At 37.4% G+C, this 14,422-nt stretch carries 16 protein-coding genes and 1 pseudogene; 8 read left to right on the forward strand and 9 right to left on the reverse strand.

Annotation, left to right across the window (positions count from 1 at the left end):
* Positions 1–21: 21 nt before the first annotated feature.
* A complete protein-coding gene (locus ACE199_RS20160; protein ID WP_375351329.1) occupies positions 22–987 on the reverse strand; it encodes a DUF1700 domain-containing protein in 966 nt (321 codons plus the stop codon).
* Positions 988–1,834: 847 nt separating this feature from the next.
* Here ACE199_RS20160 and ACE199_RS20165 point away from each other — a divergent pair.
* From ACE199_RS20165 to ACE199_RS20190, 6 genes and pseudogenes are all read left to right on the forward strand, one after another.
* Positions 1,835–2,677, forward strand: coding sequence for a ComEC/Rec2 family competence protein (locus ACE199_RS20165; RefSeq protein ID WP_375351330.1), 843 nt, complete (start codon positions 1,835–1,837; stop codon positions 2,675–2,677).
* A gap of 2 nt (positions 2,678–2,679) precedes the next feature.
* Positions 2,680–2,895: a DUF3006 domain-containing protein gene (locus tag ACE199_RS20170; RefSeq protein WP_375351351.1), complete on the forward strand. Its 216-nt coding sequence runs from the start codon at positions 2,680–2,682 to the stop codon at positions 2,893–2,895.
* A gap of 635 nt (positions 2,896–3,530) precedes the next feature.
* On the forward strand, positions 3,531–5,864 hold the full coding sequence (locus tag ACE199_RS20175; protein WP_375351331.1) for a glycerophosphodiester phosphodiesterase family protein: 2,334 nt from the start codon (positions 3,531–3,533) through the stop codon (positions 5,862–5,864).
* A gap of 214 nt (positions 5,865–6,078) precedes the next feature.
* Positions 6,079–6,231 (forward strand): annotated as a pseudogene (locus tag ACE199_RS20180) (excalibur calcium-binding domain-containing protein); the annotation flags it as partial.
* Positions 6,232–6,418: 187 nt separating this feature from the next.
* Positions 6,419–6,841 carry a hypothetical protein gene (locus tag ACE199_RS20185; protein ID WP_375351332.1) on the forward strand — a complete coding sequence of 141 codons (423 nt, stop codon included), beginning with the start codon at positions 6,419–6,421 and terminating at the stop codon, positions 6,839–6,841.
* Positions 6,842–6,937: 96 nt separating this feature from the next.
* Positions 6,938–7,258, forward strand: coding sequence for a ribonuclease E inhibitor RraB (locus ACE199_RS20190; RefSeq protein ID WP_375351333.1), 321 nt, complete (start codon positions 6,938–6,940; stop codon positions 7,256–7,258).
* A gap of 47 nt (positions 7,259–7,305) precedes the next feature.
* On the opposite strand, the gene ACE199_RS20195 is transcribed toward ACE199_RS20190, so the two are convergent.
* The 8 genes from ACE199_RS20195 to ACE199_RS20230 form a co-directional block, all read right to left on the reverse strand.
* A complete protein-coding gene (locus tag ACE199_RS20195) occupies positions 7,306–7,878 on the reverse strand; it encodes a site-specific integrase (RefSeq protein ID WP_375351334.1) in 573 nt (190 codons plus the stop codon).
* Positions 7,879–8,060: 182 nt separating this feature from the next.
* Positions 8,061–8,726: an N-acetylmuramoyl-L-alanine amidase gene (locus tag ACE199_RS20200; protein ID WP_375351335.1), complete on the reverse strand. Its 666-nt coding sequence runs from the start codon at positions 8,724–8,726 to the stop codon at positions 8,061–8,063.
* A 35-nt stretch (positions 8,727–8,761) separates the two neighbouring features.
* Positions 8,762–8,896, reverse strand: a complete 135-nt coding sequence (locus ACE199_RS20205; protein WP_252283692.1) for a YvrJ family protein — start codon at positions 8,894–8,896, stop codon at positions 8,762–8,764.
* Positions 8,897–8,957: 61 nt separating this feature from the next.
* Entirely contained in the window at positions 8,958–9,176 is a 219-nt protein-coding gene (locus ACE199_RS20210) for a DUF2922 domain-containing protein (protein WP_252283693.1), read from the reverse strand.
* A gap of 39 nt (positions 9,177–9,215) precedes the next feature.
* The gene (locus tag ACE199_RS20215) at positions 9,216–9,434 is read right to left on the reverse strand and encodes a DUF1659 domain-containing protein (protein ID WP_375351336.1); all 219 of its coding nucleotides are present in this window, start codon (positions 9,432–9,434) and stop codon (positions 9,216–9,218) included.
* Positions 9,435–9,603: 169 nt separating this feature from the next.
* Complete coding sequence (locus ACE199_RS20220) at positions 9,604–10,110, reverse strand: hypothetical protein (RefSeq protein WP_375351337.1); 507 nt, start codon at positions 10,108–10,110, stop codon at positions 9,604–9,606.
* Between the two features lie 694 nt (positions 10,111–10,804).
* Complete coding sequence (locus ACE199_RS20225; RefSeq protein WP_375351338.1) at positions 10,805–11,968, reverse strand: competence protein CoiA family protein; 1,164 nt, start codon at positions 11,966–11,968, stop codon at positions 10,805–10,807.
* A gap of 5 nt (positions 11,969–11,973) precedes the next feature.
* Positions 11,974–12,273: a hypothetical protein gene (locus tag ACE199_RS20230; protein ID WP_375351339.1), complete on the reverse strand. Its 300-nt coding sequence runs from the start codon at positions 12,271–12,273 to the stop codon at positions 11,974–11,976.
* A gap of 438 nt (positions 12,274–12,711) precedes the next feature.
* Here ACE199_RS20230 and ACE199_RS20235 point away from each other — a divergent pair, with 438 nt between their 5' ends.
* A complete protein-coding gene (locus ACE199_RS20235) occupies positions 12,712–13,491 on the forward strand; it encodes a ParA family protein (protein WP_375351352.1) in 780 nt (259 codons plus the stop codon).
* Positions 13,475–13,798, forward strand: a complete 324-nt coding sequence (locus ACE199_RS20240; protein WP_375351340.1) for a hypothetical protein — start codon at positions 13,475–13,477, stop codon at positions 13,796–13,798. Before ACE199_RS20235 ends, ACE199_RS20240 begins: the two co-directional genes overlap by 17 nt.
* Positions 13,799–14,422 lie beyond the last annotated feature (624 nt).

Consider the following 14,422-nt stretch of genomic DNA (forward strand, 5'->3'; position numbering starts at 1 on the left):
CGTGGTTCTGTGTAATCAACTTCAGTTAGACTCATCTCGAAGGGCTCGACGGCGTTCGTGCAGCACCAGCAGGATAATCATCCCCATTATTACACCTAAGACGATGCCCGCCTGTGTGGTCAACAACCATGCCAATGGGTACTCTGGGGAGGGTGGCGCATCGAGTCGAACTGAAGATAAGGCAGAATAGAGGTTGTTGGAGAACAACGCTCCCGATGAAATCCATGCCGCTGCCATAGGGGGTAGAAACCACTTCGACCCACGGCGGGATACTACCACCAGTATGCCCCACGCACCAGCAAAGGACCACACGCCTGTACTCAATGACAGCAGGTGCCACCACACATCGCGTTCACCCATGGTTGCCGGGTCGATGCCGAAAGAGCCGCCAACCGCCCAAAACACCTTGATGACACCGAGCAGAATGCAGCCGGCAGCGACAATCCTAGCCAAGATGATCTGCAGTTGTAGAGTATGGCCCGACAACTCCTTGTAGTCGGTTGTGCCACTCAGAGCCTCTGGCCAACGTGTCATTGCATACCCCGCCAATGCAAGCGGCAGGAAGATGCCAATCCCAAAAAGTGAAATCATGACGAAGATCTGCTCGTATACCCAGAAGTCGGCGGCACCTGCTTCTTGATCCCGGATCATAGCTGCAGGGCCCAGAACCGGTGCAATTAACAGCATAGGAACGAGCAAACCGGTACCAACCCAAATAGGTAGAGCAACCAGCCACGCAGGTAGCCGCTCTCCCCACGACCTGCAAAACGCCATTGCAAGAAGGATACCAATCGCAGCGAGAACGGCGGTTACTGCGTTTATAATGCGCCAGCTAGCGTCACCCATTTGCTCGGTTGGAAGGAAGAGACCAACAGTCCATACGATTTTGATCAGCAGGTAAGGTGTTACTGCTATTGCGGCACCATAACCGCAGATTCTACGCAATCTCATCAATCTTGAGGTCTTCCTCTCTGAACTAATTGTCATCTTCTCATCTCCTCTACAAGTTCTAACTCACTTTGTTTCATAATTATTTATTCACAACTATCCTAATGCCTTTAACGTTTTTAAACCTTTCTTGTACAACTTTCTTCATGCCTATCCTCACGACACTCATGGAACGAAGCAGCAAGCTCTGCTATTGGACTCGGAGCTGTAGGGGAGGGGAGTAAATTCCTCTCTGTGAGCGAAGGACATCCCCAGGGACACGAAGACACATAACCATGTCCTAGCATAGGTCATTAATCAATCATTTCATAAGCTAAGTCTCACCACTAACCACCCAACCAACAACCACCCACTCACACCATGAGACAAGGAAGGGACAAAGGACATGGCGAAGGACATCAGCAGGACACTCCCAGGATAGCCCCCGAGAGCGTACCCTCCAACTACACTTGCATAATCTCCACTTAATCCCTCCCGGCTTACTCCCATGCGGGCTCACCCCACGACACCCTCTCAAATACCTCACCATTTTTTTAGTATCAATAACAATGTTTTCATAAACAAAAAAATGACTTATTGAAGATAGCATTTTATAAAATAGAGCAAGGTACGCTGCTGTTATTTCTTGATGACTAAACTCCTTGCCCTTACTTACTGTATTCGCCTTCATAACATTCCGTACATATTGGAAGCCTCTCCTATCAACTCCATTGTGCACTTTTCCGAAGAAAACAACTAAAGAAGAAAAGAATAAATAAACTTTTCTTCTTTTCTTTAAAAATGGATAGCTTTTCATATATTAACAAAACATACATTCGGATATAATAATTAAGGGGGAACATTCTATGTAAAAAATAGAATGCTAAATTACTAGGAGGTTCGTATAATGAAACAACTAAAAATTCTAATTGTCCTTTCATTAATTCTTGCTTTGTTCACTGGAGTTACACCTTCAGAAGCTGCAAGTACTGTCAAAGTACATATTATTGATGTTGGACAAGGTGATTCTATTTTAATTCAGACTGGGAACGAGAACATTCTAATCGATGCTGGTAACAAAGGGACAGGCGATGAAGTTGTTGCTTATTTAAAGAAACAGAAAGTAAAAACTCTTAATGCAGTAGTTTCTACACATCCAGATGCCGATCATATTGGTGGGTTAGATGAGGTTATCTATGCTTTCAAAGTAAACAAAGTATACGCACCAAAAGTATCTCATACAACAGTTGCTTATAAAGATTTCTTAACAGCTGTAAAGAAAAAGGGATTAAAAATTACTACAGCTACAAAAGGTGTTGAAATCAGTACAAAAGCAAAAGATATTTCACTTAAGTTCATTGCACCAGTTAAAACTTATAGTAAAAGTGACTTAAATAACTGGAGTGCTGTTCTTCTTTTAACACACGGCAGCAAGAAATTCTTATTCACTGGTGATGCTGAAAAAGAAGCTGAAGCTGATATGTTAGCAAAAAAATTAATCCCTAAAGTAGATGTTCTTAAAGTAGGTCATCATGGCTCGAAAGATTCTACAACAACATCACTGTTGAACAAGGCTAAGCCTACGTATGCTGCGATTAGTGTGGGCAAATCAAACAGATATGGCCATCCAACATCTCAAACGCTAAATCGCTTAAAAGCCGCTAAATCTAAAGTTTATCGTACAGATAAGCAAGGTAACATTATCTTTACTTCTACAGGTAAGAAAATAACGGTAAAGACGGTGAGATAATGATGAAAAAGGGAATTATTGATCGTTTTGAGGGAGATCTTGCAGTTATTGAGTTTGAAGATACGATGAAAGATATCCCAAAAGCTAAATTGCCAAAAGAAGCTGCTGTTGGCGATGTTCTTGTATTCAATGGTGATAAAATCACTATTGATACAAAGGAAACAGCAAAGTTGAAGCAGGAAATTGAAGATCTAATGGACGAACTGTTTGAAGATTGATATGAAAATCCTATACTTCGGTATGGGATTTTTTTATGGCTAATCTTTAACAATCAATGGTCCTGTGATAAATTAACCATAATGTACCAAATTATACATATTTAAGGAGAGTTATCCATAAAAAAATATCTGCAATCGTATTAAGCGCTGGACTTATATTCGGTTTCTCAACAACAGTCATTGATACAGTTGATGCAAAGGAAAAGGTAGTAAGCTTCAAAAACTGTACGGAAATGAATAAGGGTAAGCGTCAAATACACCACTTATGTAGTATATTTTGGGGCTATTTGACGTTTTCGTTTAATAAGATGTACGGAAAATGACGTGTAAAATGGTTCACGTCATTTTCTTATTCATTCTATAATTTTTGTGCGTGTAATTTTTTTTCAAGAAATATTAATTCACTGTAAACAAATTGTTGAATTTACATATTTAGCAGTCGGAAAGTATTGGTATTATCTTCCTAAAATTAAATATTTTCTACTTTTTTGTCATTTTTCTTTCTTTTTTGTCGGGTGCTCTATACCAATTTACCACCCTTTATTCCTACTCCTAAACTTAACATTAAAAATATTACTATTTTGTTAATATATTCATTGATAAGGAACTTATATAATTCATTAGGAGGAACAAAAATGATAGGAAAAGGAAACAAGTCTGTAGTAAAGGTATTGGTTGCATCTTCTATTGCATTTAGTGTAATTCCTTCCACTTTTGGTCTAACAACCGTTTTTGCAAATGAAACGGGCAATGTGCTAGTGAATGAAAATTTTGACGCAATTACCGATGAAAAGCTTCCTGCTGGCTGGAAATTAGTTCAAGGGAATGCTGTAACAAAGGACGGCAAGCTATTGTTAACTTCTCCTTCTTCTTCAGCTCCAGCACGAGTGATTATACCTCTAGGCACAGACGCCGGGGATTATGTTTTTGAAGCGGATATGACCTTTTTATCAGCAGTTGATAACACAAGATGGGCTTCATTAATGTACCGCATTCAGAATGAAAATTATCCATACTATCAATTCGCAGTTAGAAAAGGGACTACTGCATTGAACGGGTTGGAATTTGCGATTCGCAATGAAAAAAATCAATGGGTTGTTCCAGAAACAAATTCATTTCAGGAGAATTTTGAGTTTAACAAATCCTACAAGCTTAAAGTCATTGCAAGTAAGAATCGCGTTCAACAGTTTGTGAATGGAAAACTAGTCATTGACACAGATCTTGCAAGTCAATATGGAAATGGTGATGTTGGATTTCAAGCAAACGGTGTAAATGTTCAATTTGACAATGTAAAAGTGACAACTACATCGACTGATCTTCCTTCGGGTGAGAATTCTGGTGCTTTCATTCCAGCTGAACCAGCGACAACGATTGTCAATCCTCCTACGTTGATTGCTAATCATCAAGCAATCGATACATCAGAACAGGTATCATCTGTGTTATTGCCTGTTACAAAGAGTTCAGATGGAGAGCTTCTAGTCAACGAAAAATCATTGATTGACGTATTAACATCTATCAAAAATAAGCGGATTCCAATCCTACAGGTTGAACAAGCTGGTCTTGAAGAAGATATCATTGCCGTACTAAATGAAGCACAAACGACTGATGTTCATTTCATATCTAGCAATCCAGCAATCTTGAAAGAATTAAGAACTAAAGAACCAAATGCACGCGGCGGAATCATTTATTCAAAAAATTCACTGAATAAAAATGATTTAGAGGCATTTGCCCAAACGATTCATAAAAGTAAGGGGAAAGTAGCCATTATCCCTCAAAAGATTTTGACGCAGGAAATCGTACATTATTTACATAGCCGTACCATTTCTGTATGGGGCGTTGGCGCTGATTCTACTAATTCGGCTCATGATTTATTGCACTTAGGCGTTGATGGTATTATTTCAAACACGCCAGGGTATGTAGCAACAGCACTAACTGAATATCCTGAAAATACGATTATTCAAAGACCTATTGTAGCTGCACACCGTGGAATTCCTTCATTAGCACCGGAAAATACAATGGCCGGCTACCAATTAGCCTACGATCTAGGGGCTGACATGATTGAAACAGACGTAAAAAGGACGAAAGACGGTCACCTTGTTATCATGCATGATGATACAGTAGATCGAACTACAAATGGTACAGGCCGTGTTCGTGATTTAACACTAGATGAAATCCGCCAATTAGATGCAGGAAGTAAATTTTCTCCACAATTCGCGGGAGAAAAAGTCCCAACATTTAAGGAATATTTACAAGCATTTAAAGGAAAGGACATCGTGTTGCTTGTTGAATTAAAAGATACAGGGATTGAAGAACAAGTCATTCAGGAAATTGAAGCTGAAGATATGGTCAATCAAGTTGTCCTGCAAAGCTTTAATTTAGATAGTATGGTTACAATCAACAAACTAAAACCCGAAATTCCGATTGGCTATTTGTACTCTCAGGGAGTTCCTGGAACAGACGTAGAAAAAGTTAAAAATGCACAAAAACTTTTAAACTATGGAAGTAGCCGTAACGTTACACTCAACGCTAGCTATGGTAGCGTATATCAAGAATTTATTACCTACATGCGCCAACGCGGAATGATGAACATGCATTGGACCTTTAGAGGAGAAGATCCGTTCAGTGAAAAATTACAGCAAGGCGTGATTGGTCCGATTACAGACTACACACAATGGCTAACAAAATCTCCGATTAACCTAGAAACACCTATAAAAAAAGTAAACTTGAAAGTTGGAAAATCTTCAACCATTCAAGCAAAAGCATTTGTCGACTATCGAGTAGATAAAAAGGAAAACATCAAGACCGAGCTTTACATGCTCGAAGGTTCTAACAAGGTTCGCATAAAGGGCAATACCATCGAAGCTCTAGCCCCAGGTACAGTAGAAGTTTTCGTTAAGCATACCTTTACTATGTTAGGTAAGGAATGGAATGTTGTTGCAGAGCCAATTGAAGTAAATATTACGGAATAAAAAACAAAGTAAAGAAAGTATCCTCAAAAGTTCGTTGAATAATGAATAGTTGGAGTTTTCTTTTCATTGTCATATTGCACTGCAAGATTTTTCTCATCGTTCGCAAAATGAATTAAAAAATTCTCAAGACTCCACTACTTGAGCGACCTTCGGATTGTTAGTTTTGGTCTCATAATACCAAAACTGAGAGGCTGTCGTAAAAGATCATACTTTTACGAATAAGGTATATAAAGGCGGCGTAGCAAGATCTTCTAAAGTTAAAAATAAAGGTGGCAAAACAAAATATAAGCCACATGTTTCAAAAGCTCTTTACGACAAAAACAAAAGTAGAGACCGTGATAAAGACGGTATCGCTTGTGAACGTTAAAAAGTAGTAGTTTCATAATGTTCAAAGCCCTTCTCAAATGTAAGAAGGGCTGTTATCTATGTATTTCACTCTGGTAGGGACTTTTTTGATTTTAGACTCTGTTAAAGAAAAATGTTCATTTTCTGATTTAACTACGGAGAGGTTTGGTGAGGAAGAATATTTACATACTATTACTGGAGGTGTTGTAATGATTACGGTTAAGAATACTGAAAGTTACCTTAAAAATAAAATTGGTGAAGAGACCGATGATATAAAAAAAGTTTGGGAAACATTTAAGGCTTTTTGTAAAGAGACAGTTGTGGGGGAAGAAGATAAAGAAATTTTATTTCAATGTGGTGTTTACGATTTTACTGGAGAGGAACTATTTCATTTTGACTTTGTACGTCAGTTTACTGTTTATGAAGAAGATGAGTATTCTCATATGGAACAGCTTCACTGTGAATTTTTATTTAAACCAACAGATGAGTTAAGTAAGTTAGAGGCAGAAGAGTGGTCAATGGATTATGATGATATAGATGATTTTTTAAATCATATAGAAAACCTTCAGGAGTTTAAAATACCTTTGAATTTAAAGCCGATAAAATTAGAAATATATCAAGAAGAGATGTAAATCTTATTTCACGAAAGTAAGTAGGATAGTTGAAGCTTAGTGATATAATGAACGGAAGGCTAATACATACTGTTTTAAGTACGAGGAGAGAATAAAATGAAATTCCCTAGTGATGATGATGGGCAAGTATTAAAAATGCTATATAAAGAAGGGGTTGATTTTAAAGAACCACAGAATGTAGATTTTTTTGTTGCGGTTCCAGATAAAAGCAGTGGTGAATCTGTATTGAAATCCTTGAGAGATGAAGGGTTTAGTTGTGAACTGGAACAAGACGATGAAACAGAAGAATGGACTTGTTTTTGTCTTATAAAAATGCTTTTAAATTACGACGACATCATTGATATACAAAAGCGACTTGATGAATTAAGTAAACCTTATGACGGATACTCGGATGGATGGGCAGTAATGGTTGAGTAATGTAACATAAAGAAAGGTTAACCCGTTTATCATAGGTTAACCCTTTTTCACAACTCCAACCTCAACACCACCTCATCCATCTGCTCCTGTGTAATCCCTATGTACCGCAAAGTTTCAGTCTGGCTCGAATGATTCAACAGCTTTTGTATCATCGCCAAATCAATTCCTTGCTTATATGCAAAATATCCAAACGTTTTCCTTAAAGAGTGGGTTCCGATGCGTTCTGTGATGCCTACAGAGCGTGCAGCTTCATTGAGGATGTCATACGCATGCTGCCGGCTTATTGGCCTTCTTGTTCCTTTCTGACTCAGGAACAACGGCTCATCCTGACGTGCTACTGAGCGTTCTGTTTCTAAATAACGCTGGATTAATCGGCATGTTTTTTTATTCAGGGCAATGATTCGCTTCTTTTTCGTCTTCTTTTCCCTTAGATCCAGCCGGTCGACGACACCTTTTTTCGTTAAAACATCCGAAATCTTTAGTGCTAAAATATCGCTAATCCGCAGTCCGGTATTGATTCCTAGCACAAATAAAAGCTCATTCCTCAGCGTGGATGCACGTAAAATCTTCTTTATTGCCTCGATTTTTTCTCTATCTTTAATAGGTTGGACCGTCTGCATAAATACGACACCCCCTTAATTAGATAGCCAATACGTCAGATTTCTCATAAAAAGGACTGTTGAAAAAAGGACCGATAAACCCTTACTAGAACAGGCTTGCGACAAAATGAAAAATCTGACATAACATCGTTGTGTAAGATTTTTAGAATTCTTAAAAAATCTCCGCCATATCGGCAGAGTCATTAAGATTTTTTTACATCGATAAGCCACCCGTATTGTTCTTTTAACACTTTTGCGTGTTTTTCAGCTTCGGCTTTGTTTTTGAATGCAATCGTCATTAGATAAGCACTGCTGCTGCTCTTTTTCGTCAATCCTGCAGCTTTAGCGATTCCAATTGCATGCGCCTCGGCTACCTTATCGAGAAAGGAAGCTGATTTTAAGAGTTTTGCTTCAGTTGGATTCGAAATAAACAGCGTTTCTGTTAAAACAGCTGGCATGCTTGTCTGGCGGACAACCGCAAGATCCTTCTCCTTCATACCGCGATCCGTAATATCGTATGGTTTTAAAACCTTCATCACTTCCTCATGAATGGCTTTCTGTAACTCAATCGTCTTGCCTTTTGTTCCTGGATAGCGATACGTTTCAAAGCCTTTGGACGTTGAATTAAAGCTGTTAATATGAAACGAACAAAACAGGTCGGCCTTTGCTCTATTCGCGATATTTGCACGTTCTGAGAGCCCTAAATATACATCCTTATTCCTTGTATACATCACATCGCAATTATAATACGTTCTTAAATAAGCACCTGCTTTAAGCGCCAGGTACAACGTAATATCCTTCTCCATTAATCCATTTGCGGCAGCACCCGAATCCTTCCCTCCATGCCCCGCATCGATTGCAATCAGCATCTTTTTCACCCTTTCTTTATCAACCTAACAGATCTCTATTGTTTTAATGATACGGTCAGGTCATTAATGGATTGTGAGAGTTGATCGATCTTTGTTTCCATCCGGTTTAATAGATAAAATGTCACCAAAATCGGAAAGCCAACTTCACTGATCATAGCCGCCCAATCCATACATACCACTCCCTTCCCTAAATAGACTAAAACGGAAGGCTACAGCACCTTCCGTCCTCGATTACACCAGTTCAATATCTGCAGTCGTACGATCAATCATTCTAGCGCTTTTCACGCCTACGATATCCCCCTCAGACGATGTAAAAATATTCGCCTGAACCATTTGCTCCATTGCCGTTTTAATTTCCGTTGGGGTAAGAGAATCTTTCGGATTTCTAACAGAAATCTTTACAGTTCCTCCATCCTCACCATTAAAGGTTAACTCTAATGTTTTAGCCATGTCGCATTACCTCCTTTCTCGTTTTATTTCCAAATCACCTTACGGAAGTAAGTCATTATTATCAATCGTCGTGAATCCACGCTGCGTGCCTTTACACAAACCAGCAATCGCTTGCGCAGTAGCTAATAGGGCATCAGGTGTTGCTGTTTTCTTGATGTTTGAATACGAATAACGCTTAATAATTGGATCCCCATCCGCATTGATACCGTCCTGAAACGCTAGTGATAAGGTCTTTTTCACATGAAATTCTGAAGCCATAATATCTCCTCCTTCCCCTTGGGATACCTCTACTATATACAGGTCATCCAATCTCTCCCAAAAGGGTTTTAGAGTGAAATACCGTGAAAAATGGGGGTTTTGTAGAATTTAATAGCGAGTATCCTTGTAACAAAATCGATTAGAGCTTATTACATCAAAAAAGCAGGAATTATCCTGCCGAGAAAATCGAATTCTTTCTATACGGTTCATGAATTTCGCCATAACACAACTCGATACATCTAGCATTCTTTAGCTGTTCAAAGCAAAACTTCTCCGAATGCATCACACTCACTTCATGCTGCGACAGTTGAACGACTGTGTGATGCTGCAATTTCTTATGAAAATGCGAGATCTCCTTGGCCAGAAACCAACCAGTTCGTGTCTGCCTACCAATCGGCTCGCGCACCGTATAGGGAACTAACGTCATGCCATACGATAAAACTATGGGCACCAGGTTTCTCTTGCCAACCAGCTTTCCATAGCGATTTCGATTCGCTGAAACGCTTGTACCGAAATAATAAAGCAGCTTAGCTAAAAATGACTCACACTGTATATCTAAAATCTCCGTTGATCCATCTTTCAGATACATCAATACAGAATCTCCCTTATTTTCAGCATATACCGGAATAAATGCCTGACCTGAAGATAAGAACATTTCGACCTTCTTCCAATCCATTAAACTCATCCTTTCCGTATTAAGTTTTCAAGCTGAAAAACTATCTCCTTACGAAAAAAATAGACGATTTCCCCAAAATGCACTACTTGTTTTTCACTATGTAAACATCCAAAAAACAACAGAAAAAGGCCAAAAAGAAAGGATTCTCCCACTTTTTGGCGTGATATGGGTTTGTAATACTAAATAGAAGGTATATAGAAAAAGAGGGAAGCGGGTTGAGAGGTTGATTCCTTCACTAGTTTAATCATATGTTTTACACAAAAGGAAATCAAAAAGCCAAAATTCCATTTTCAAGTGAGATTTCACGTTAAAAACAGCATTTTTTACGCTGAAAACCTGAATTTCTACAACGAAATTCAGGTTTTTGAACGACAAAACGGCATTTTGTAGTATTTTATTTATTTCTCATACTTTGTGACGATTTTGAAAACATCTGCGGTCAGGCATTAAATTGTTTCTAATTAAGTTTAATCATTTTCAACCTATGTTGTTCTACGATTGTACATAAGCCTGTCAGTTAGCGATTGCTTATTTCGTAATAGCAGCATTCTTTAGTGGAATAACTTGGAGTTGCAATTCACTTTTTATAATTTCTTCTCTTCTTCAATTAAAGGCCCCTTTGCAAAATAACTAATATGCTTATATTATTTAAACCTAGAATCAGTACGCATTAAACTTTTGCAGATATTTATTTCTAACTAAGCTCCTTAATTTTATTATCAAATTTCATACTTAAATCTGTTAAAAACTGCTTAATTATATATTTGTAAAGTTCTGAAGTAACACTTAGATTTGGCAGCTTAAAATCAAACCCTACAATGCTGCTTTTTTCACTATTACGCCAGCCTCCAACCAGAGCTTCAACCTCTACTTCAGCACATACGATTTTATTCAATATATCATACAATAGATTTTGCTCATTTGATATAAAATAGGTTTTATCATTTCCCATAAGATACTTTGAACCATTTCTGCTTTTAACATATTGAACATTATTTAATGGTTCACTATGGAATATATTCGAATTAAATGCTTGAGCTCTAATAGTGGTACTCTTTTTAAAGACTTCATCTTTTATATAGTCGTCTATCCCAATATTACTTATATCATTGATAACTTTTTGAACAGCCTTCTGCTTATAAATCAATTCTTCTTTCTCCATCAAGGGTTCACGTGCAGCTGCTAAAAGCCCTAAATAATACTTAGAATATAGATGTTCTTGTTGATATTTTTCAACTTTTTCTCTATAAGATTTAAAAAACAAATCTATTGAACTGGACTTTACCTCAAATTCATATCTCTTATTCTGACCTTTTTTAGGAATCAGCTCAAGAAAGCTGATTCCCTTTGAAGAATAAAAGGATCGTTTTTCTTCTCCCATTTCATGAGTGACACATACTTCAATTGCTAAGCCATTCCCAACTTCAGTTGGACAGTAAACGTCTGCAATGTAAGGTCCAATTCTCTTCTCAACCTTCGCACCCTTTAATGCACGTAAGGAAACCAATATTTCATGTAAATTCACATCAAAATCTTGACTAAGTCCTAATAAAGCAAGCTGCTCATAAAGCTCAGGGATGTATTGTTCTAAGGGAAAATTAAGGGTAATATAATAGCCGTTTGGTCCGAAACACTCGTCAGCCAGATAATTTTTAGCATTAAAGTGTAGAATTGTTTCACTGTCTGCTGAACAATTAGATCCTGGCTTATGACTAAAGTGATGTTCTCGTTCCTCCCCCTTTCGATAAATTACTTCTTCCTCACAGAAAGGACATCTATAAGTTTCATTTCTACTCAAATCTTCGGAAATATGTTTAAGTTCAGGACCTGCATATGCATAATCTAATTTAATACTCATTCATATTACTCCTTGTCTTCTTCCAAGAATGATATAGGAAATTCATCAACTGATTTATCGTTAAACAAAAAATCCTTGAACTCGTCGCTTTTATTAAGTTCAAGTTTTTGAATTGCTTCAATAATACCGGCTCTGATAAGCTCCCTTACAAATGGAACTTTTTTCAATCCTAATGATTTAGCAATTAACTCTAATTTCCGATTATCTGTCTCATCAAGGGAGACGGTAAACTTTACCTCATGCTTTCTATTTTTCGTAACAGATTCCCCAATAACATGATCAATAAATTTTGAAACTTCACTCATTAAAATCACTCCATATAGGTTTTTAATAATTATAATTTATAACATTTTATATAACTTGTAAAATAACCATTTAAATAACCTTTTATTTTTACAGGAATTCTTCGCTTATTTTTGACCAAAAGAAGAGACCAACAACTATGGTCCTTGATTATTCTTTAATAAATAAACTTTGTTGACGACGTCTGTCCTTTAAATTAAATGACTCTTAACGAAATAACACGACTTACATTTTTAAACAATAGTACCGTCCCCTCCTCAAATCAACATCACCTATATCAACGCTTCAAACATACATATCAAGCCAGAACAAAAACAAATCTCTTAACAAGCAGGAAGTTTTCAACTAATATAGAAATGAGGAAAAGAAGAAAAAAATAAAAGAAGAAATAAAGTTTAGAAGAAAGGAAGGTGCGAATCTTGTCAGCAATCACTATTACAATGGGGATTCAAAAGGGTGGCTGTGGTAAATCCACAACAACAGGGATTCTATCTTACCTATTAAAAGAAGACGGATACCGCGTATTAGCTATAGATATGGACTCTCAAGGTAACCTGACTGAACTGCTATCTGAAACACCGTCTAATGAATTTATGGGAAGATCGGTGCTAGAGGCAATGCAACAGGATAATGTAGAAGAATATATCGTTTCAATTAACGACAATTTGGACCTTCTACCTGCAAACAACTTTTTAGCCACATTCCCTCGCTGGATTTATACCGGAAAAACATATCAAGGAGAAAACCTACCGTTTCAAGGTAATCCAAGCTTAATCCTGGATCAAATACTTGAGCCTGTAAAAGATAAATATGATTTTATACTAATCGATACTCCACCATCACTAAGTGAGCAAACGACAAATGCCTTATGTGCTAGTGAATATGTAGTTGTCATGTTTGAATGCTCAAACTGGTGCTACTCAGCGATTCCGAACTTTATGGATTCTATAGAAGGAGCCCGCACTTTCGGTAACAAAGACACACAAGTGCTCGGTATCTTACGAACAATGAACGACGTGCGCCGCAGCGATGCAAAAGCGTTTAACGAAATGATTGAAGAAGACTACCCTAAAGAAGTCTTTCAAACAATCATTACCCGCAAAGCACCGACTGGCAGACTTGCTCTATACGGATTTAACGAAAATCCAGAAATCAGACAAGCTCTAGATCAGTACAGAAATTTCTACAAGGAGTTGATTGAACGTGTCAAAGGTCAATGATATCAAAAACATGAAGCGTCAAAGAAAGGTTGTCACACCAACCCAAGCCCTAGCTGAAATCATCGGAGAAGAAGAAACAACTAATCAAGAAATAAATATTTCTTCAAACGAAGAAAACAACGAATCAACTAAAGAAGAAATAAATAAAACAATAAAAGAAGAAAACAATATAGAAAGAAAACGCGTCTCCTTCGATTTACGCACAGACCTGCACAAACAACTGAAGATGCAAGCACTTGTTCAAGACAAGAAGATTTATATTTTGATTGAAGAAGCTTTGGAGAAGTATTTGGGGGAGAAGAAGTAGATACTTTATGAAAAACTGAACACAACAATTCCAGCTGTGTTCAGTTTTTCAATCAAGGGGGTTCGGAATGTTCTCATTCCGAACCCCTTTCTCGTTTTTCTTTGAATTTTATTTTAAATGAGTGAAGATAGACCTCGTCAAGCCCAGTTGTCCATCTCATTTACATTCATGATAGCGAAAGGAAGCATCGCCTGCATCGGCAATTCTTTATGTCCACGTAACGTTGTCCAACACACCTTTTAAATCTGCTAATACACGCTCACTCAATGGTTTCTCTACACTTCGCATAAAAGAGAATTTTACACCTTTATGATGACTGCTTCTTCCACATATTCTTGCCAAATATGACGTGTTACTTAGTCTTTACTTTCCGTACATTGGTCTAAAGCAATCATTTCTATTTGATTTCGTTGGATGAGATTATTTTTAGAAAGCATCTTCATCGCCCCAAACATTGTATGATTTATATTTTAAAACAAAAAATACTGTAGACAAACTCGAGGAAAATCAACTTTGTCTACAGCATGAACTAAAGATGTGTTAATCCTCAGCTTTTTACGTAAAATGGCATTTATTTCTTATCAAAAATCATCAAATAATTACATACTAACTATGTCTCATATA

The sequence above is a fragment of the Peribacillus sp. Hz7 genome, assembly GCF_042136355.1.
Taxonomy (GTDB): domain Bacteria; phylum Bacillota; class Bacilli; order Bacillales; family DSM-1321; genus Peribacillus; species Peribacillus asahii_A.